This window comes from Proteus vulgaris (assembly GCF_023100685.1).
Taxonomy (GTDB): Bacteria; Pseudomonadota; Gammaproteobacteria; order Enterobacterales; family Enterobacteriaceae; genus Proteus.
Window position 1 is genome coordinate 1,052,588 of the sequence record NZ_CP090064.1, and the last position, 20,361, is coordinate 1,072,948.

19 protein-coding genes and 1 other annotated feature are annotated in these 20,361 nt (G+C 37.7%); of the genes, 13 read left to right on the forward strand and 6 right to left on the reverse strand.

All coding sequences use genetic code 11. The features are described 5' to 3' along the window. The first annotated feature begins 30 nt into the window (after positions 1 to 30). Together LW139_RS05005 and LW139_RS05010 are read left to right on the forward strand one after the other, a co-directional pair. Positions 31 to 780, forward strand: a complete 750-nt coding sequence (locus LW139_RS05005; protein WP_166540971.1) for a hypothetical protein — start codon at positions 31 to 33, stop codon at positions 778 to 780. Positions 781 to 878: 98 nt separating this feature from the next. Beyond that, positions 879 to 2,089 (forward strand): IS3 family transposase gene (locus LW139_RS05010; protein WP_247850713.1). Its coding sequence is split into 2 segments (ribosomal slippage): positions 879 to 1,221 and positions 1,221 to 2,089, totalling 1,212 coding nucleotides; the frame shifts between segments, so codons are not numbered across the junction. Between the two features lie 33 nt (positions 2,090 to 2,122). Here LW139_RS05010 and LW139_RS05015 read toward each other — a convergent pair. Continuing rightward, entirely contained in the window at positions 2,123 to 3,397 is a 1,275-nt protein-coding gene (locus LW139_RS05015) for a CNNM domain-containing protein (protein ID WP_166540970.1), read from the reverse strand. 33 nt (positions 3,398 to 3,430) lie between these two features. Continuing rightward, a complete protein-coding gene (locus LW139_RS05020; protein WP_166540969.1) occupies positions 3,431 to 4,231 on the reverse strand; it encodes a cytochrome C assembly family protein in 801 nt (266 codons plus the stop codon). 172 nt (positions 4,232 to 4,403) lie between these two features. Between LW139_RS05020 and ffh the strand changes: the two genes are divergently transcribed. The 7 genes from ffh (at position 4,404) to tyrA (ending at position 10,555) form a co-directional block, all read left to right on the forward strand. Continuing rightward, positions 4,404 to 5,765, forward strand: coding sequence for a signal recognition particle protein (gene ffh / locus LW139_RS05025; RefSeq protein WP_166540968.1), 1,362 nt, complete (start codon positions 4,404 to 4,406; stop codon positions 5,763 to 5,765). 137 nt (positions 5,766 to 5,902) lie between these two features. Next, the gene (gene rpsP, locus LW139_RS05030; RefSeq protein WP_004244772.1) at positions 5,903 to 6,151 is read left to right on the forward strand and encodes a 30S ribosomal protein S16; all 249 of its coding nucleotides are present in this window, start codon (positions 5,903 to 5,905) and stop codon (positions 6,149 to 6,151) included. Positions 6,152 to 6,169: 18 nt separating this feature from the next. Continuing rightward, on the forward strand, positions 6,170 to 6,715 hold the full coding sequence (gene rimM, locus LW139_RS05035; RefSeq protein WP_036932577.1) for a ribosome maturation factor RimM: 546 nt from the start codon (positions 6,170 to 6,172) through the stop codon (positions 6,713 to 6,715). A 38-nt stretch (positions 6,716 to 6,753) separates the two neighbouring features. Beyond that, positions 6,754 to 7,506: a tRNA (guanosine(37)-N1)-methyltransferase TrmD gene (gene trmD / locus LW139_RS05040; protein WP_072070877.1), complete on the forward strand. Its 753-nt coding sequence runs from the start codon at positions 6,754 to 6,756 to the stop codon at positions 7,504 to 7,506. A 52-nt stretch (positions 7,507 to 7,558) separates the two neighbouring features. Further along, complete coding sequence (gene rplS / locus LW139_RS05045) at positions 7,559 to 7,912, forward strand: 50S ribosomal protein L19 (RefSeq protein WP_036932575.1); 354 nt, start codon at positions 7,559 to 7,561, stop codon at positions 7,910 to 7,912. Between the two features lie 388 nt (positions 7,913 to 8,300). Further along, on the forward strand, positions 8,301 to 9,395 hold the full coding sequence (locus LW139_RS05050; RefSeq protein ID WP_109409471.1) for a 3-deoxy-7-phosphoheptulonate synthase: 1,095 nt from the start codon (positions 8,301 to 8,303) through the stop codon (positions 9,393 to 9,395). Positions 9,396 to 9,430: 35 nt separating this feature from the next. Beyond that, positions 9,431 to 10,555 (forward strand): bifunctional chorismate mutase/prephenate dehydrogenase, encoded by a 1,125-nt coding sequence (gene tyrA / locus LW139_RS05055; RefSeq protein ID WP_166540967.1) that lies wholly within the window; start codon positions 9,431 to 9,433, stop codon positions 10,553 to 10,555. 320 nt (positions 10,556 to 10,875) lie between these two features. Here the strand turns inward: tyrA and LW139_RS05060 are convergent, their stop codons facing one another. After that, the gene (locus LW139_RS05060; protein WP_166540966.1) at positions 10,876 to 11,031 is read right to left on the reverse strand and encodes a hypothetical protein; all 156 of its coding nucleotides are present in this window, start codon (positions 11,029 to 11,031) and stop codon (positions 10,876 to 10,878) included. A 410-nt stretch (positions 11,032 to 11,441) separates the two neighbouring features. Here LW139_RS05060 and LW139_RS05065 point away from each other — a divergent pair, with 410 nt between their 5' ends. Next, positions 11,442 to 12,782, forward strand: a complete 1,341-nt coding sequence (locus tag LW139_RS05065; protein ID WP_109409473.1) for an anaerobic C4-dicarboxylate transporter — start codon at positions 11,442 to 11,444, stop codon at positions 12,780 to 12,782. Between the two features lie 88 nt (positions 12,783 to 12,870). Here the strand turns inward: LW139_RS05065 and pheA are convergent, their stop codons facing one another. From pheA to bamD, 3 genes are all read right to left on the reverse strand, one after another. Continuing rightward, positions 12,871 to 14,028: a bifunctional chorismate mutase/prephenate dehydratase gene (pheA, locus tag LW139_RS05070; RefSeq protein WP_109409474.1), complete on the reverse strand. Its 1,158-nt coding sequence runs from the start codon at positions 14,026 to 14,028 to the stop codon at positions 12,871 to 12,873. Between the two features lie 36 nt (positions 14,029 to 14,064). Further along, positions 14,065 to 14,181, reverse strand: a sequence feature (Phe leader region). Between the two features lie 155 nt (positions 14,182 to 14,336). Next, positions 14,337 to 14,672: a ribosome-associated translation inhibitor RaiA gene (raiA, locus tag LW139_RS05075; protein WP_109409475.1), complete on the reverse strand. Its 336-nt coding sequence runs from the start codon at positions 14,670 to 14,672 to the stop codon at positions 14,337 to 14,339. 271 nt (positions 14,673 to 14,943) lie between these two features. Beyond that, positions 14,944 to 15,678 (reverse strand): outer membrane protein assembly factor BamD, encoded by a 735-nt coding sequence (gene bamD / locus LW139_RS05080; RefSeq protein ID WP_072070872.1) that lies wholly within the window; start codon positions 15,676 to 15,678, stop codon positions 14,944 to 14,946. Between the two features lie 135 nt (positions 15,679 to 15,813). On the opposite strand from bamD, the gene rluD reads away from it, so the two are divergent. The 3 genes from rluD (at position 15,814) to clpB (ending at position 20,242) form a co-directional block, all read left to right on the forward strand. Then, positions 15,814 to 16,791, forward strand: coding sequence for a 23S rRNA pseudouridine(1911/1915/1917) synthase RluD (gene rluD / locus LW139_RS05085; RefSeq protein WP_166540965.1), 978 nt, complete (start codon positions 15,814 to 15,816; stop codon positions 16,789 to 16,791). Beyond that, complete coding sequence (gene yfiH / locus LW139_RS05090) at positions 16,792 to 17,523, forward strand: purine nucleoside phosphorylase YfiH (RefSeq protein ID WP_166540964.1); 732 nt, start codon at positions 16,792 to 16,794, stop codon at positions 17,521 to 17,523. 145 nt (positions 17,524 to 17,668) lie between these two features. Then, positions 17,669 to 20,242 (forward strand): ATP-dependent chaperone ClpB, encoded by a 2,574-nt coding sequence (clpB, locus tag LW139_RS05095; RefSeq protein ID WP_166540963.1) that lies wholly within the window; start codon positions 17,669 to 17,671, stop codon positions 20,240 to 20,242. Positions 20,243 to 20,361 lie beyond the last annotated feature (119 nt).

Here is a 20,361-nt window from a genome sequence, read left to right on the forward strand (position 1 = left end):
TATGCTTAATACACGGAGTACACTTTTGTTATGGAAAATCACCAATTCTTATCGCCTAAATTGGTTTTAGAGTTTTTTGTTCGAGAATTTTATTTTTTTGGTAAAAGTACGTTGCGTACTCAATTTCCTAAAGATGCTTTTTTCTATCAGGGCCTCTCTAAAGCACAAGAATATCGTTATTTTGAGCGTGTACATAAACAGTATGTTAGGCGGTTTCACTCTGAGCCTGAGCTCATTATCAAGCCTGAACATTTGTTATTTTCCTCAGAAATAGAGACTCAACGATTTGAAAAAATAACTAAAGCTGAAACTAATACGATAATCAAAATCGGTGGGGATTATCTCTATAAAGAAAAAGAAGATGAAGAATATCATTGGTATTTTCAGGAGGATAGAATTAAAACTAATAGTTATTCTGGTGAAAGTTTAGATTTAAAATATGAAAATATTCAGACTTTAGCACCTCATAATTTCAATATTGAATCAGTAAAAGGTGATGGCTCTATCATTACTAATTTTCCACGCAAGTCTCTTTCTCTTACTTTAAGCAAAGGCGAAACAGCGTGTTTTATTTGCCGACGAGAAGAGTACGGTTATTCTTATTCTCATGAGCCTGCACTTAATTTAGTGATGTGGATAAAGAATCATGGTTTTTATTCTGATTATCAACAAGTAAGACCCACTCAACTTAAGACAGAACAAGTGATAACTCCTTTCTATTTGAAACCTGCGAGAGAATTTGATTTTCGTAATAGTAAATTACGATTTGAATTGGGATAAACAGCAAAAATAAAGCGCTTAAATAAGCGCTTTATTTTGTATTCGTGACCCGTCCTAAATAAGGTTGACACTTTTCCAATCTGAAATTGGAGAATGTAATGAAACCAATCACTAAACGGACTCAACGCGATTATTCTCTCGCTTTTAAATTACAGCTTGTTGACCAAGTTGAAAAAGGCGAAATAACCTATAAACAAGCCCAAGATCACTATGGTATACAAGGATGCTCTACTGTTTTAGTTTGGCTTCGTAAGCATGGTAGGTTAGATTGGTCAAACGGTACCCCTGATACTTTTTATAGAGGTTCAGCTATGACCCAATCTTCTGAACAACAAACGCCGGAACAACGCATTAAGATCCTTGAAAAGGAACTTGAAGAAGCTCGGCTTAAATCCGATTTTTTCGAAGCTGTGGTTAAAGTCATGGATAGAGACTTTGGAGTTCGTTTGTCAAAAAAGCGCAAAGCCGAGTTATTAAAGAAAAAACGGTTAAAAACCTCACCGTAACAATTGCTTGCCGTTTTATGCAGATCAGCCGACAGGCTTATTACAAGAGGCTGGATAGAACTGAGGAACGAAAGAAAGCAGATTCGGCCATTATTGATGTTGTTAAATCTGAACGAGTCTTACAACCTCGACTGGGTGGGCGTAAATTACATTTTATTTTAAAGCAAAAACAGATGGTTATTGGTCGTGATCGGCTATTTTCTTTATTGAAAGAACATCAGTTACTGGTGCCTAATAAACGGGCTTATCATCGAACAACCTTAAGCCATCATCGTTTTCATCGGCATCCAAATTTAATTAAGTCAGGGTTTATCCCCACACAACCAGAACAGCTTTGGGTGGCAGATATTACCTATTTATCGACGCATGAAGGTGATACTTATTTAAGTTTAATTACGGATGCGTATTCACGAAAAATCGTGGGATATCATTTAGATAACAATATGAAAACAAGTTCAGTGAAGAAATCGTTGGTTCAGGCGTTAAAAAAACGGACTTCGACAACTTCGTTAATCCATCATTCAGATCGAGGGATACAGTATTGTTCTTCGGAATATCAGGAGATACATAAAGAGCATAATATTCAATGTTCTATGGCTGATGGGTATGATTGTTATCAAAATGCCTTAGCAGAACGAATTAATGGAATATTAAAAATGGAGTATCTACTGATAAAACCGAGTAATCTAGAACAAGCAAGAAAATTAGTAGAAGAATCAATTCAACTCTATAATGAAAAACGGCCACACTTATCGTTAAACTATAAAACGCCCGATGAAGTACATCGAGCGTTTTATGCCTGAAAAGTTGTCAACCTATATCAGGACTAGTCATCGTTAAAGATGAGGTAGCACGAGATGGCGAATTAAAGCCTTTTTGATGACGTTGTCTTGAACATCAAGTATTTCAAATTCATAATCACTGACTTTTATTTTATTGCCGACAACGGGTAAATCGCCAAGCTCTTCAATAATGACGCCGTTAATGGTTCTGGCTTCATCTTCAGGTAAATGCCAACCAAATGCTTTATTGATATCTCGAATATTTGTTGTACCGTCAACGAGCAATGAACCATCTTTTTGAGGGATAACTTCTTCTGCTAATGAAGGTGACATTGAGGTGGTAAAGTCACCCACAATTTCTTCTAGAATATCTTCAACGGTGACTAAACCTTGAATCTCACCGTATTCATCAACCACAATACCCGCTTTTTCATTATTCAGCTGAAAATTGACAAGCTGTAAATTTAAAGGTGTGCTTTCAGGAATAAAATAGACTTTATCTGCCGCTTTTATCAAAATTTGTTTGGTGAATTCTTTTTTCTCAGTCATTAAGCGATAGGCTTCTCGTACTCGTAGCATACCAATGGCATCATCAAGTGTATCGCGATAAAGCACTATTCGACCATGAGGAGAATGGGTTAACTGTCTTACGATGGATTTCCATTCATCATTGACATCAATACCAAAAATCTCATTTCTTGGTACCATAATATCGCCAATAGTCACTTTTTCTAAATCAAGAATAGAAAGCAACATATTTTGATTTCTTTGGGAAAGCTTTGATTTTGACTCATTTACAATTGTTCGTAGCTCTTCTTTTGAAACAGCATTACCTTGTATTACTGGCGATTTGATCCCTAAAATTCGCATCAGTATTAATGTGATTTTATTAAAAAACCAAACAATAGGTAGCATCAGTTTTTGCAAAGGAGAGAGAATAACACTACTTGGATAGGCGACCCGTTCTGGATACAGTGCTGCGATTGATTTTGGTAATACTTCAGCAAAAATAAGGATCACAAAAGTTAATATACCTGTGGCTATAGCAACACCAGCATTACCATATAAACGCATACCCACAATAGTCGCTAATGCAGATGCGACGATATTAATCAGATTATTGCCAATCAATACCAAACTGATCAATCTGTCCGGACGTTGTAATAGTTTTTCAACACGTTTTGCAGAGCGATTTCCTTGTTTTGCCGCATGACGAAGACGATAACGATTAATCGTCATCATGCTGGTTTCTGTTCCAGAAAAATAAGCTGAGGCAATAATCATCGCTATTAGTATGATAATGAGCGTAGTTGTCGACACATGCTCCAAAATTGAGATCCTTTTGCTACCCTAAAATAAAAATTAATTAAGCACTAACTCTTGTAATAAACGATTACCAAAAAAAGCTAATGTCAAAATAATGGCGCCAATCAAGTTAAAAATAATGACTTTTTTTCCTCTCCATCCTTCGCGGAAATGTCCCCATAATAAAATGACGTAAACAAACCAAGCGATGATAGAAAAAATCGATTTATGGATATTTTCTTTACCAAAAATATTATCCATGTACACCAAACCTGTACACAATGTTAGTGTTAGTAACACAACACCCACCTGTGTAATGTGAAACATTTTTCGTTCAATTGTCATTAATGGTGGCATTTGAGGTGAAAATTTTAGTTTCTTATTCTTTAGTTGATAGTCTAGCCAACTCAGTTGTAATGCATATAACGCTGCAATCAATAATGTGGCATAACTTAATAATGCAAGCCCAATATGAATAAAGAGTGATGTGCTACTTTCAAGATGTGTAACAAATTCACCCGGCATGAGTGCCGCAATGACAAGATTGACTATTGCAAAACAATAAACAATAGGCAGTAAAAACCATGCTCGGCCACGAGAAGCCACAATCGTCATAATAACGCAGACCATCAGGCTTACAACGGCACCTAGATTGGTGAGTGAAAGATCCTGCCCGCTATGAGGACGGAAAATTAAAAATTTTAATGAAATAGCATGCGCAACAAGCGCAATAACCGCGAAGAGGAGTGCTAATCCACGGTATCCATTCTGCTCTTTTCGTAACAGGCCCGGTAAAATGAGCACCAGACTGAGTAAATAAGCGCAGACAGCGACGATAGAGATTGATATAACGGGCATAGTTTCGCTTACATATATTGTTTGAATAACTTCCTAGTATAGCGCTAGGAGCATTCGGCTCCAACTATTGAAGTCATTAAGCTTAAATCTCTATGCAGAGATCCGAGAGTCATCGTGATATAATCGATGACATACATACTGATAAGCCCAACTTTAACACTGAGCTAAGATAATGTTTGAGAATTTAAGTGACAGATTATCGCGCACGCTGCGCAATATAAGCGGTCGAGGAAGACTGACCGAAGAAAACATTAAAGAGACACTGCGTGAAGTGCGTATGGCGTTATTAGAAGCCGACGTTGCCTTACCAGTGGTTCGTGATTTTATTGCGCGAATTAAAGAAAACGCAGTAGGACATGAAGTTAACAAAAGCCTGACACCGGGTCAGGAGTTTGTGAAGATAGTTCAAAATGAACTCGTCAATGCGATGGGGGAAGTCAATACTGACCTTGATCTTTCTGCTCAGCCACCTGCTGTTGTTTTAATGGCAGGCTTGCAAGGTGCTGGTAAAACAACCAGTGTTGCAAAATTAGGTAAATTCTTAAAAGAGAAAAAGAAGAAAAAGGTTCTGGTTGTTTCTGCTGACGTTTATCGCCCAGCGGCGATTAAACAACTTGAAACATTGGCTGAAACAGTTGGTATTGATTTCTTCCCATCAACAGTGCAAGAAAACCCAGTGACGATTGCAAGTAATGCATTAAAACATGCACAGCTTCAATTTTATGATGTGTTACTGGTGGATACCGCGGGACGTTTGCACGTAGATGAAGGCATGATGGAGGAGATCCAGCTTCTTCATAAAGCCATTAACCCGGTTGAAACTTTATTTGTTGTTGATGCTATGACGGGTCAAGATGCAGCAAATACAGCAAAAGCCTTTAACGAAGCATTACCATTAACAGGGGTTGTTTTAACGAAAGTTGATGGTGATGCGCGTGGTGGTGCGGCGTTATCAATTCGTCATATCACAGGTAAACCTATCAAATTCCTCGGTGTTGGGGAAAAAACAGAAGCTTTAGAACCTTTCCACCCAGATCGTATTGCCTCTCGTATTTTAGGTATGGGTGATGTTCTATCTTTAATTGAAGATATTGAAAGCAAAGTTGATAGAGCGCAAGCTGAAAAGCTGGCGACGAAGCTTAAAAAAGGTGATGGCTTTGATCTAAATGATTTCTTAGATCAATTAAAGCAAATGAAAAACATGGGCGGCATGGCGAGTATGTTAAGCAAAATGCCGGGTATGTCTCAAGTGCCAGATGCTGTAAAATCACAAATGGATGATTCAATTTTAGTGAAAATGGAAGCCATTATTAATTCCATGACTAAAAAAGAGCGCCAAAAACCCGAAATCATCAAAGGGTCTCGAAAACGCCGTATTGCGACGGGTTCAGGAACGCAAGTGCAAGACGTCAACCGTTTGTTAAAACAGTTTGATGATATGCAACGCATGATGAAAAAAATGAAAAAAGGCGGCATGGCTAAGATGATGCGTAGCATGAAAGGTATGATGCCACCTGGATTTCCAGGCCGTTAAAATCAAAAAGCCGGAAAAAAAACGTGCTTTGGATTGCTTTTTTCCCCAAAGTGAGTAAACTTTTCGGGCTTTTTATATGACAACCGGACTCCGTTCCTCGATGGCGTCTGGTTGTTTTATTAACTAATGAGGATGTTATGGTAACAATTCGTTTAGCTCGTGGCGGCGCAAAAAAGCGTCCGTTTTACCAAGTAGTAGTAACCGATAGCCGCAATGCGCGTGATGGTCGTTTCATTGAACGCGTAGGCTTTTATAACCCACTGGCAACCGGTAATGCAGAAGAATTACGTTTAGACGTAGACCGTGTTGAACACTGGGTTGCTCAAGGCGCAACTGTTTCAGAACGTGTTGCTGGCCTGATCAAATCAGCGAAGAAAAGCGCTTAATCTGTCGCGGTGGTAACAATGAGCGAACAAAAAACCTTAAAAGAGCCTGTAGAACCTATTGTTATGGGGAAGTTGGGCTCACCTTACGGGATCCGTGGTTGGCTCAGAGTTTTTTCCTCCACCGAACATGCCGAAAACATTTTTGAATATCAACCGTGGTTTATTCAACGACATGGACAATGGGAAACTATTGAAATTGAAAGTTGGAAACATCACAACCAAGATATTATCGTCAAACTAAAAGGTATTGACGACAGAGATGCAGCTAATTTCCTAACTAATGTTGAAATTGTCGTGAATGCATCGCAACTGCCTGAACTTGAAGGTGAGTATTACTGGAAAGATCTGATGGGTTGCCATGTTGAAACTGACAAAGGTTACGATTTAGGTGTCATTACTGACATGATGGAAACTGGCTCAAATGACGTAATGGTCATTAAAGCTAATCTGAAAGATGCATTCGGTGTTGGGGAACGGTTAGTTCCGTTTCTTGATGGGCAGGTTATCAAGAAAGTCGATCTCTCAGCGAAAAAAATTATCGTTGATTGGGATCCTGGTTTTTAGATTATCCGGTTAACGGTTCTCAATAGTGGGACACGAAAATGTGGATTGGGGTAATTAGCCTATTTCCAGAAATGTTCCGCTCTATAACCGAGTACGGGGTGACTGGTCGGGCAGTTAAGCATGGTTTGCTTAATGTAGAATGTTGGAATCCCCGAGATTTTACATACGACAGACACAATACCGTTGATGATCGCCCTTATGGCGGTGGTCCTGGTATGTTGATGATGGTACAGCCCTTAAGGGAAGCTATTCATCAAGCGAAAGCTGCGGCAGGTGATGGAGCAAAGGTGATTTATTTATCACCTCAGGGACGCAAACTCGATCAACAAGGAGTTTGTGAGCTGGCAACAAATGAGAAGCTAATTCTAGTTTGTGGTCGGTATGAAGGTATAGATGAGCGTGTCATTCAGACTGAAATCGATGAAGAATGGTCTGTAGGTGATTACGTATTAAGTGGTGGGGAATTACCTGCCATGATAATGATAGATGCTGTAGCTCGTTTTGTTCCGGGGGTTCTTGGGCATGCGGCCTCAGCAAAAGAAGATTCTTTTGCTGAAGGTTTACTGGATCATCCTCACTATACTCGCCCAGAGGTATTAGATGGTATGGAAGTTCCGGCAGTTCTACTGTCAGGTAACCATGCACATATTAATCGCTGGCGTATGAAACAATCACTGGGTCGAACCTGGCTAAGAAGACCTGAGCTTCTGGAAAGCCTAGCTCTGACTGACGAGCAAAGAGTGCTGTTAACAGAGTTCCAACGGGAATATCTGGAAAGTACAGCAGAGTAAGTCTGACACAAGGTGTCATTAATATCAGTTTACCTAGGGTAAGAGAGTTATTATGAGCAATATTATTAAGCAAATCGAACAAGAACAAATGAAGCAAGATGTACCTTCATTTCGTCCAGGCGATAATGTAGAAGTTAAGGTATGGGTTGTTGAAGGTTCTAAAAAACGTCTGCAGGCATTCGAGGGCGTGGTTATCGCTATTCGTAACCGCGGTCTGCACTCTGCATTTACTGTTCGTAAAATTTCTAATGGCGAAGGTGTTGAGCGTGTATTCCAAACTCACTCTCCAGTCGTAGATAGCATCACTGTGAAACGTCGTGGTGCGGTTCGCCAAGCTAAACTGTACTACCTGCGTGAGCGTTCAGGTAAGGCTGCTCGTATCAAAGAGCGTCTTAACGCTAAATAATACGCTTTCGCACATCCGAAAGTTATTGTTAAAAGGTCAGCGTTTGCTGACCTTTTTTTATGTTGAATTTTTATTATATTGTTACTTATTTTTATATTCCTCTCTTTTTAACTCCTCTTATTCCAAAATACATTAAAAGATAATATGTAAACATTTGATTACACTTTATTGTTTTAATTTAATCAATGTCACATTATTATTATTTTTTAATTATGCTTTAACTTGTTGTAATTTAATAATTATATTTGTCTTTCTTATTTAGTGTAAACTATAGGTTACAATTATATCATTTTTATTAAAAATACGGATTGATTTCTTTACATTGCGTGTTATCTTATCTTTCAGGCAGACAACAAATCACAATGACAGATATAAAAAGGTAAAAATTATGATCATGCAAAAAGACGCACTCAATAATGTGAATATCAGCGAAGAGCTGGTTTTAATTACGCCTGAAGAGTTAAAACAAAAATACCCATTGAGTCGCAATGACCTGCATGCCATTGCTCAATCACGTCAAACAATCTCTGAAATTGTTCAACGTCGTGATCCTCGTTTACTTGTGGTATGTGGGCCTTGTTCCATTCATGACGTTGATGTTGCTATCGATTACGCAAAACGTCTGAAGGTATTAGCGTCTGAATTAAGTGATAGTCTGTACATTGTGATGCGTGTCTACTTTGAAAAACCTCGTACAACAGTGGGTTGGAAGGGGTTAATTAGCGATCCATTTATGGATGGTAGCTTTGAAATGGAAAAAGGGTTACATATTGCCCGTAAACTATTAACTGAACTTGTACAATTAGGTTTGCCTTTGGCAACTGAAGCATTAGATCCTAATAATCCACAATACTTAGGGGATTTATTTAGTTGGTCTGCGATTGGTGCAAGGACAACAGAATCTCAGACTCACCGTGAAATGGCATCAGGACTTTCAATGCCGGTGGGTTTTAAAAACGGAACTGATGGTAATCTTGATACGGCGATTAATGCAATGAAGGCTGCCTCTATGCCACATCGTTTTATGGGAATTAATCAATCAGGGCAGGTGTGTTTATTACAAACGCAAGGTAATCCTGATGGACATGTTATTTTACGTGGTGGTAAAACGCCAAATTACCATGAAGAAGATGTGGCGCAATGTGAAGCCCATATGGTAAAAGCAGGCTTAAAACCGTCATTAATGATCGATTGTAGCCACGGTAATTCGAATAAAGATTTTCGTCGTCAAACCGCCGTGGTGGATTCAGTGATTGAACAGATCACTAAAGGTAATCAATCTATCACTGGTATTATGTTAGAAAGTCATATTAATGAAGGCAATCAATCATCAGAACAGCCTCGTAACGAAATGAAATATGGTGTTTCAGTCACCGATGCGTGCATTAGCTGGGAAACAACAGAATCTGTATTAAGAAATTTACATGCGCAAATTTCACCTATTTTAGCTCAGCGTGAAGAGCAATTTAAAAAAGTAAGCTAAGTTAGATAATCATAAAGAAAAAGAGGCAAGCATAGATGGCTGAAGAATTACAAAATTTGCGTGAGCAAATCGATCAGGTAGATAAATCACTGCTTTCTTTACTTGCGAAAAGAATGCAATTGGTAGCTGAAGTTGGTGAAGTTAAGAATCGCCATGGTTTACCGATTTATGCTCCTGATAGAGAAGCCTCAATGCTTGCTTCTCGGCGTAATGATGCGCAGAAAATGGGAATATCCCCAGATTTGATTGAAGATGTGTTACGCCGAGTAATGCGTGAATCTTATACCAAAGAGAATGACAAAGGCTTTAAAACGCTAAATCCTCAACTGGGTAAAATTGTGATTGTGGGGGGGAATGGCAAAATGGGAAAACTATTTTCCCGTTTATTTACCCTTTCTGGTTATCAAGTTGAAAGTTTAGAAGCAAATGAATGGCAAATAAAATCACCTGCTATTTTTGATAATGCAGGGATGGTTATTATTAGTGTACCTATCCATTTAACCGTTGAGGTTATTGGGAAGCTTCCTCCTTTACCTGAAAGTTGTTTGTTAGTGGATCTCGCTTCTATTAAAAAAGAACCTTTAGACGCAATGTTAAAAGCACATAGTGGGCCTGTTTTAGGTCTTCATCCTATGTTTGGACCTGATGTGCCTAGCTTAGCAAAACAGGTTGTGGCTTATTGTGAAGGTCGTAACCATCAAGAATTTGAATGGTTGTTAGAGCAATTGATGGTATGGGGCGCTAGAATTGAGGCAATTACACCAGAAGAGCATGATAAAAACATGAGTTTTATTCAAGCTCTTCGACATTTTACTACCTTTGCTTATGGTCAGCATTTAGCAAAAGAAAAAGTCGATCTGGCGAGTTTACTGCGACTTTCATCTCCTATTTATCGCTTAGAACTGGCAATGATAGGGCGGTTATTTGCTCAAGATCCTCAACTGTATGCAGATATTATTTTATCATCGAAAGAGAATATTGAATTAATTCGTAGATATCATCACTCATTAGGTCAGGCTATCGACCTATTAGATATAAATGCAAAGAATGAGTTTATCCATTCATTTAATAACGTGAGTGATTGGTTTGGTGATTATGCTTCTCAATTTATGAAAGAGAGTGGCGTATTATTACAAAAAGCGAATGATAGCCGTATATAACTATATATAGTATTTAGCTACCTATATAAAGGTATAAAGGAATAACAGTATAAAAAGCCGAACAGTGATTGTTCGGCTTTTATTTTGCTAATTATTTATTGTTTTTTTAGTTTATTACCACTCATCATCACAAGGTGGCCAAACGCAACCACTAGGATCAGTTGTATTAGTCTCATTATGTGAATACTCATTTATTGATGATTTTTTTTGTATGTTTTCATTATGATATTGAGCACTTATATAACTAGAAAATAGAGATGAAAGTATTAAAATATATAGTTTAAGCATATAAATTCCCTTTAAAATAATATAGTTATAAATTAATAGTCCTTAGGATCTGGACATGGACTTACTGTACAACGCTGTAAATGTGATTGATTACTCAAAGAATAAGCGTAATAACCCTCCTTGGGATCAACTCTATCTGCATTATTATTAAAAAATACACTTAAAATCAGTAAGATAAAAGTATTCATATTATTCTCCTGTCTTTTTCAAATTTGATAATAAATAGGATCTCCTACTCTTATTTAGAAAATAAGGGTAGGTAAACTTAAATATATATTTAAAAACAACAAGATAAATATTTGTTTTTATTAATCCCCTAATATTTTTCATATTCATTGTTATTCAATTGTTATTATTGAGTTTAATTAAATAACTATTAATGTTCGATATTGTCTTTTATTAAAAATAATTTGTTGATGAGTTCTTAAAATTGAATGAAATAGAAAAGTATTATTGAAAATATAACAATGATCAAAAAAATAGGTATAACAGTTATCGTAAATTACATTTTATAAACTATGTTTTTTACAAGAAGTGCTAAAAAATCAATTGTATTATTTTTTATTTGTATTCCGACGTGTTTTTCAAGGGGTAAACTATGGATTTTATAATACAACTCGCCATTATATTAGTGTGTCTATTTTATGGAGCTAGGAAAGGGGGAATAGCATTAGGTCTGCTCGGTGGTGTCGGTTTAGTTATTTTAGTTTTCATTTTTAACTTACCACCAGGAAAACCGCCAGTTGATGTAATGTTAGTTATTATTGCTGTTGTTTCTGCATCTGCGACATTACAAGCATCAGGTGGATTAGATGTTATGTTGCAAATAGCAGAAAAATTATTACGTAAAAATCCAAAATATATTTCTATTGTTGCACCACTTGTAACTTGTACACTCACAATCCTGTGTGGTACGGGACACGTTGTTTATACCATTTTGCCAATTATCTATGATGTGTCGATTAAAAATAATATCCGACCAGAAAGGCCAATGGCAGCAAGTACTATAGGCTCGCAAATGGGGATTATTGCAAGCCCTGTTTCTGTTGCTGTTGTAACCTTAGTGGCAATGTTAGGTGATGTCACTTTTAATGGTAAGCATCTTGAGTTTTTAGATTTATTAGCAATTACTATTCCTTCTACTTTTATTGGTATTTTAGCGATTGGTATTTTTAGTTGGTTTAGAGGTAAGGATTTAGATAAAGACCAACGCTTCCAAGAGTTTATTTCAGTTCCTGAAAACCATGATTATGTTTACGGTGATACAGCAACACTTTTAGATAAAAAATTGCCAATGAAAAACTGGGTGGCAATGTGGATATTTTTAGGTGCTATTGCCGTTGTTGCGATATTAGGTGCTTTTTCTGAAATACGTCCTGTATTTAATGGTAAACCGTTATCTATGGTGCTCGTTATTCAGATGTTTATGTTATTAGCGGGCGCATCAATTATTATTATTTGTAAAACCAATCCGTCTCTTATATCTAAAAATGAAGTATTCCGTTCAGGGATGATAGCAATTGTTGCTGTATATGGTATTGCTTGGATGGCAGAAACCATGTTCTCTGCACATATGAAAGAAATAGAAGCAGCATTAGGACAATTAGTACGAGAATATCCTTGGGCTTATGCTGTGGTTTTATTATTGGTATCTAAGTTTGTTAACTCTCAAGCAGCAGCTTTAGCCGCAATTGTTCCTTTAGCATTAGGTATTGGTGTTGATCCTGCTTATATCATTGCATCTGCACCCGCTTGTTATGGTTACTATATTTTGCCAACTTATCCTAGTGACTTAGCGGCTATTCAATTTGACCGTTCTGGTACAACTCGAATAGGGCGTTTTGTTATAAACCATAGTTTTATCCTACCGGGATTAATTGGTGTAACAGTTTCCTGTGTCTTTGGTTGGGTATTTGCAGCGATGTATGGTTTCTTATAATTAGAGATAACGTAAAAATATGAGATAAAAAGAGAAGCCAGATAGTGATGCACTATCTGGCTTATTTATTAATGAATGCGCTTTTTTATTATTTTACTTCGACAGGCACTACGTTCTCTGAAGGATAACATCCTAATATTTTTAATGATCGTGTTGTTTGTGATAAATCATGTAAAGCCTTTTGCATATTTATATCACGCAGATTAGCTTGAACATCAATATAAAACATCTCTTCCCAAGGCGTACCATTAATAGGGCGAGATTCTAATTTTGTCATAATAATGTCGTATTTTTTTAAAATCATTAGAGCATCGACTAAAGCCCCCGCTTGTTGCCCTGTAGCCATTAAGAACGTTGTTTTTGCAGGAACTTGCTCTGACACATCAATCGCTTTACGTGCGATAACAATAAAGCGTGTTACGTTTATTTGCTGGTTTGCTAAATTATTCGCTAAGGGTTTTAAGCCATAAAGAGATCCACCCGCTTCACTACCAATAGCGGCAACATGTGGTGATTGTGCAAGAGCTACTTTTTCCATTGCAGCGGCCGTACTTTCGCAATATTCAATTTTCCAGTTTGGATACTGATTTAAATAATGGCTACATTGTTGGAAAGGTTGAGGGTGGCTATAAATAGTTTGCAATTCTTCTGTCGAACTATCAACGCTGGTTAAAAGTGCATGATTAATAGGAATACGAATTTCACCCACAATAGACAGTGATGTTGTTTGCAGTAAATCGTAAACATCATTAATTGCGCCAGAGCTGGTATTCTCAATAGGCAATAAACCGTAATCAGCTTGCCCTGTATCAACCAGTGTGAAAATATCGTCAAACTTGTGACAAGTACAATCGATAATTGTATCAAAATGACGAGCCGCATATTGGCGAGCAGCAATATGTGAATAAGAGCCTTTAGGGCCTAAATAAGCAATCCTTGCAGATTCATTTGGTGTCGCATTTAGGTGTTGCTGTAAAATAGCTTGCTGGGTTAATACGGAATCTTCAATAATCATTTGAAAAATGCGGCTGATATAAAAACCATCTAGACCAACTTTTTTTCCTTTCTCAATTAATAAATCAAGTAATTCACGCTCACGATTTTTATCTCTAATAGGGCGATGTGTATTCAATTTAAATTGAGCGACATCAGCAGATAATTGGCGTCTATTTGCTAACAACGTGAGTAATTCTGAATCTAACGTTGTGATTTTATCTCTGATTGCTAATAAATCGAGTTTTTCCATGTTTTAGCCCTATACTTTTGCGTCATACCATTATAAATAAAAAAAGCCTCCATTTTTGGAGGCTATTGTCGTTCTTACTTTTCTTTCTGAAATGACAAAGCCTCTTAATGAAAGAGTAAAAAGAAAAAGAAGAAAGACAAAAACGAATGCGTCGTCATTATATTGTTTGGTAAATTATTTAACATATAGCTATCAAACATGATGATGTGAAAGGAGTCAAGAAAAATACAATAAAAAGCGCATCACGAGGATGCGCAGAGGCGTTTTGAGTCAGTGATTTATTCTAATTTTTAATCTAGCTTTACTATTTACATTTCATCGACAAGTAAATTTTCTTCTTTCAAGCTGTTATCAGCCCGACGAGATTCATTTTTATGCTGAACTTTGTTTAATTGGCGCTCAAGTTTTGCTAACAAATCATTAATAGCGACATACATATCTGTGTGTTGTGCATTAGCGACCAATTGCCCATTTGGTATGTGAATGCTGGCATCAACACTAAAACCTTTAGGATCTTTTGTCAGAATAATACGAGGATTGATTAAATTCACCTGCCATTTATTAAGTTTAGTTAGACGGCTTTCAATGTGTTCACGTAGTGCTGGGGTAATTTCCATTTGTTTGCTAGTAATATTTATAATCATATAGTTACCTCTTAATTACTCCGTCTTCGATAACTTCAGAATATCGTGATACACAATTAAAAACATGATCAAAATCACTTTTTGTTGGTTGTATGTGTAACAAGTAATAGAAACGTGACAAATGATAAATAGTTGAAAAAGAGCGCTTGTTAAGTTGTATTTATTCAGTCATATTAGGAAGGTTGGGCTGATGAAAAGTAAAGATAATTTAGCTAAAAAAGAATAAAAAAACAGCAGCGATAAGCTGCTGTTTTTGATAGTGATGTTTGGGTTAAGCTGGATTTGCTGCAATCAATGAAGCCACTTTATCTGCTTCTTGTGTCAGACCTAACTCTTTATAGGCGTTTTCCATGTATTCAAGCGCATCACGAGTAGCTTGTGTATCAGGATAATCACGCATCATTTGCTCTACTCTATTAATAACCGCGACATAAGCCCCTCGTTTAGTATAGAATTTCGCAACTGAAAGTTCATACTTCGCTAAACGGTTTTTAAGAAAGACAAGGCGCTTGGTTGCATCAGCGACGTAAAGGCTATCAGGGTAATAACGTACTAATTGACTGAAGTCTTTAAATGCCACAATTGCATGTTGAGGATCACGGTCTGAACGATCAATACCAAAGAATCCTTGTAATGCACTATCATCTAATGCTTGAGCAGTTAAGCCTCGCATATAAAGAACATAGTCAATATTAGGATGGGTTGGGTTTAATCGCATAAAACGGTCGATTGCAGTAATCGCCATTGGCAGTTCCGCTGATTTATAATAAGCATAAATCAAGTCGAGCTGAACTTGTTGCGAGTAAGGGCCAAAAGGATAGCGATTATCGAGAGACTCTAATTGTTTGATAGCCGCTCCATAATTGCCATCTAGCAATTTTTCCTGACTGGTTGTGTAAAGCTCAGAAGGCGACATATCGGCAGTAGCGTCTTTGTCTGAACTCGAACAGCCAGAAAGTAACAGGCTTACAGTGGCCGCTGCCACCAGGTATTTAATGCGTCTCATCACGTATTGATTATCCTCTGAATAGGTTTGGGGAGTCTCTCCGTGAAGCTCCCCTAAAATCGGTTACACTATAACTCATTTTAAATGAAACGGCTGTGCCGTCAAAACACTAACTTAATTAATAGAAAACTATTTATGTCTCAACAAATACGACTTAATGCTACAGTCGCAGATTCACAGCTGGGTCAACGCTTAGATCAGGCTTTGGCCGAAATGTTCCCTGATTATTCAAGATCTCGTATAAAAGAGTGGATCTTAGACAATAGAGTGCAGGTTAACGATAAAATCATCAATAAGCCAAAGGAAAAAATGCTTGGCGGTGAAAAAATTGAAGTCGATGCCTTAATTGAAGAGGAAGCACGCTGGGAGCCTCAGAATATTCCGTTAAATATCGTTTATGAAGATGACGATATTTTAGTTATCAATAAACCAAGGGATCTCGTTGTTCATCCTGGTGCTGGTAACCCTGATGGTACCGTATTAAATGCATTACTTTATCGTTATCCTGAAATTGCTAATGTACCTCGCGCAGGTATTGTCCATCGTTTGGATAAAGATACAACAGGTTTAATGGTTGTTGCAAAAACAGTTCCTGCTCAAACTCATTTAGTTGAAGCTTTACAACGTCGTGAAATCACGCGTGAGTATGAAGCAGTTGCGACCGGAAGGATGACTGCGGGTGGATTAGTCAATGAACCCATTTCTCGACATCCGACTAAGCGTACGCATATGGCTGTACACCCAATGGGTAAACCAGCAGTAACGCATTATCGCGTCATGGAGCATTTCCGTGCTCATACACGTTTACGTTTACGCTTAGAAACGGGGCGTACCCATCAAATTCGTGTTCATATGGCGCATATTCATCATGCATTAATTGGTGATCAGCTTTATGCAGGAAGACCACGCCCTTTAAAAGGTGCATCAGAAGAGTTGCGTGAAACGCTACGTTTATTTGATAGACAAGCATTACACGCAACAATGTTACGTCTTTATCATCCGATCACGGGTATTGAAATGGAATGGCATGCGCCGTTACCTGATGATATGGTTAAGCTTATCGATGTATTAAAAGATGATGCTGAACAATTTAAAGATGAAATGGATTGGTAAATGACTTCATTGATTTTTCCAGATTGGCCACAACCTGAGAATATTGGGGCTTGCAGTACGCTCAGAGAAGGCGGTATCAGTTTACCGCCTTATCATAGCCTTAATTTAGGTACACATGTTGGTGATGAATTGTCTTGCGTTGAAGAAAATAGGCGTAGACTCTGCCAACAAGCGCAGTTACCTGAAATGCCATTATGGCTTGAACAAGTTCATGGCACTCACGTTGTTACGTTAAAAGCTGAGAAAAATAATGAAGTAGAAGGTGATGCCCTTTATACCGCTACCGAGAAAAAAGTTTGTGCAATTATGACGGCAGATTGCCTACCTGTTCTTTTTACAACGCTTGATGGAACAGAAGTTGGTGCAGCACATGGTGGATGGAGAGGGCTTTGCCATGGTGTATTACAAAATACACTTGCACAGTTTAAAGCACCCAAACATCAAATAATGGCATGGTTGGGACCTGCAATTGGCCCCAATGCTTTTGAAGTTGGGGCTGAAGTACGTTTGGCCTTTATTGAAAAAAATAAGGCCTTTGATCCTGCATTTATTCCTCATAATGATAAATATTTAGCTAATATCTATATGTTAGCGAGAATAATTTTACAGGAAAATGGGGTAACTCAGATTTACGGTGGTGATTTCTGTACTGTGACAGAGAAATCGCGTTTCTTTTCGTATAGACGTGAACAGATAACAGGTCGAATGGCATCATTAATCTGGATTAAATAAACTTCTCTCAACCGCTTTTCTCACTTATCTCAAATATTGATAAATATTTTTGCTCAAAATTTTTATTTTGAGCTTGAATATTGTCAAAATGACCTCATCTATTCTCCAGTTACGAATTTTACTTTAAATTTTACTTGGAGGTGTTATGCGTCTGGATAAATTAACCAATAAATTCCAGCAAGCTCTCGCAGACGCCCAGTCATTGGCACTTGGGAACGATAATCAATTTATAGAACCCATACATTTACTGAGTGCGTTATTTAATCAACAAGGTGGCTCAATTCGCCCTCTATTAACATCAACAGGTGTTAATGCATCGCAATTTAATGAGCGAATTAATGAAGCTTTGTCTCGATTACCTAAAGTTGAAGGTGCTGGTGGAGAGGTTCATCCCTCTAATGATCTTATTAAACATCTTAATTTGTGCGATAAGTTAGCACAGAAAAAAGGTGATGAATTTATTTCCTCAGAGCTTTTCCTTTTAGCTGCAATGGAAACCGGTGGTCAAGTTGCTGATATGCTAAAAGCTGCGGGTGCTAATAAAGCAAGTCTTGAGATAGCGATTGAAAAAATACGTGGTGGAGAAACAGTGAACGATCAAAATGCAGAAGACCAACGTCAGGCATTGAAAAAATATACTGTGGATTTAACGGAAAGAGCAGAACAAGGCAAACTTGATCCTGTCATTGGTCGTGATGAAGAAATCAGAAGAACCATTCAGGTTTTACAACGTCGTACTAAAAATAACCCAGTGCTTATCGGTGAGCCGGGTGTCGGTAAAACGGCGATTGTTGAAGGATTAGCTCAACGTATTGTTAACGGCGAAGTACCAGAAGGTTTAAAAAATAAACGTGTGCTTTCTCTTGATATGGGCTCTTTATTAGCTGGCGCTAAATATCGCGGTGAATTTGAAGAGCGTTTAAAAGCAGTTTTAAATGATTTATCTAAACAGGAAGGTAGTGTAATTCTGTTTATTGATGAATTACATACAATGGTTGGTGCAGGTAAAGCCGATGGTGCTATGGATGCGGGTAATATGTTAAAACCTGCCTTAGCACGTGGTGAGTTACACTGTGTTGGTGCAACAACACTTGATGAATATCGTCAATATATTGAGAAAGATGCTGCTTTAGAGCGCCGTTTCCAAAAAGTGTATGTAGCAGAGCCAACAGTAGAAGATACCATTGCTATTTTACGTGGTCTGAAAGAACGTTATGAACTTCATCATCATGTTCAAATTACAGACCCAGCTATCGTTGCAGCTGCGACTTTATCACATCGCTATATATCGGATCGTATGTTACCAGATAAAGCGATTGACTTAATTGATGAAGCAGGTGCAAGCCTACGTATGCAAATGGATTCAAAACCAGAAGCATTAGATAGACTTGATAGACGTATTATTCAGCTGAAACTTGAACAACAAGCCCTGCAAAAAGAGTCTGATGATGCAAGTAAAAAGCGTTTAGAAATGCTAAATGAAGAGCTTGCTGAAAAAGAGAAAGAATATTCCGCTTTAGAAGAAGAGTGGAAAGCAGAAAAAGCAGAGCTGACAGGAACTCAACATATTAAATCAGAATTAGAGCAAGCTCGTATTGCATTAGAGCAAGCTCGCCGTAGTGGTGATTTGGCAAAAATGTCAGAAATCCAATATGGGCAAATTCCGATGTTAGAAAAACAGCTTGCTGAAGCGAATAAAGCTGAAGATAAACATATGAAGCTGTTACGTAATAAAGTCACTGATGCTGAAATTGCTGAAATCTTAGCGCGTTGGACCGGTATTCCTGTTTCTAGAATGCTAGAAGGGGAGCGTGAAAAACTGCTAAGAATGGAACAAGAATTACATAGACGTGTTATTGGTCAGGCAGAAGCTGTAAGCGCAGTATCAAATGCGATCCGCCGCAGTCGTGCTGGGTTGTCTGATCCTAATCGCCCAATTGGTTCGTTCCTATTTTTAGGACCAACAGGGGTGGGTAAAACAGAATTATGTAAAGCACTAGCAAACTTCTTGTTTGATAGTGATGATGCAATGGTTCGTATCGATATGTCTGAGTTTATGGAAAAACACTCCGTTTCTCGTTTAGTGGGTGCGCCTCCAGGATATGTTGGTTACGAAGAAGGTGGATATTTAACAGAAGCAGTTCGTCGTCGTCCTTATTCAGTCATCTTATTAGATGAAGTTGAAAAAGCGCACCCTGATGTATTCAATATCTTATTACAAGTATTGGATGATGGTCGTTTAACTGATGGACAAGGTAGAACCGTAGATTTTCGTAATACTGTTGTGATTATGACATCAAACTTAGGTTCTGATTTAATTCAGGAACGTTTCGGGACACTTGATTATCCTGAAATGAAAACAATAGTGATGGATGTAGTTGGCCATCATTTCAGACCAGAGTTTATTAACCGTATTGATGAAGTTGTGGTATTCCACCCATTAGGCAAAGAAAACATTGCAGCGATTGCACAAATTCAGTTACGTCGTTTATACCAACGTTTAGAAGAGCGTGGTTATCACGTCACTATTACAGGTGCAGCATTAGAAAAATTGAGTGAAGTTGGTTTTGATCCAATTTATGGTGCTCGTCCATTGAAACGAGCTATCCAACAAGAGGTTGAAAACCCACTGGCTCAAGATATTTTGTCAGGTAAGTTATTGCCAGGCAAAGAGATTATCTTAGATTTAGATGATAATAAGATAATTGCAAAACAGTAATAGAGCATCTTTTCTATTATAAGAGATAACTGTGAAACAGAAAAAGAGGCTTATATAAGCCTCTTTTTTATGGTTTGTGTTTTTGTAAGGAAGAATAAAGATAATCTGCAAATGGTGTT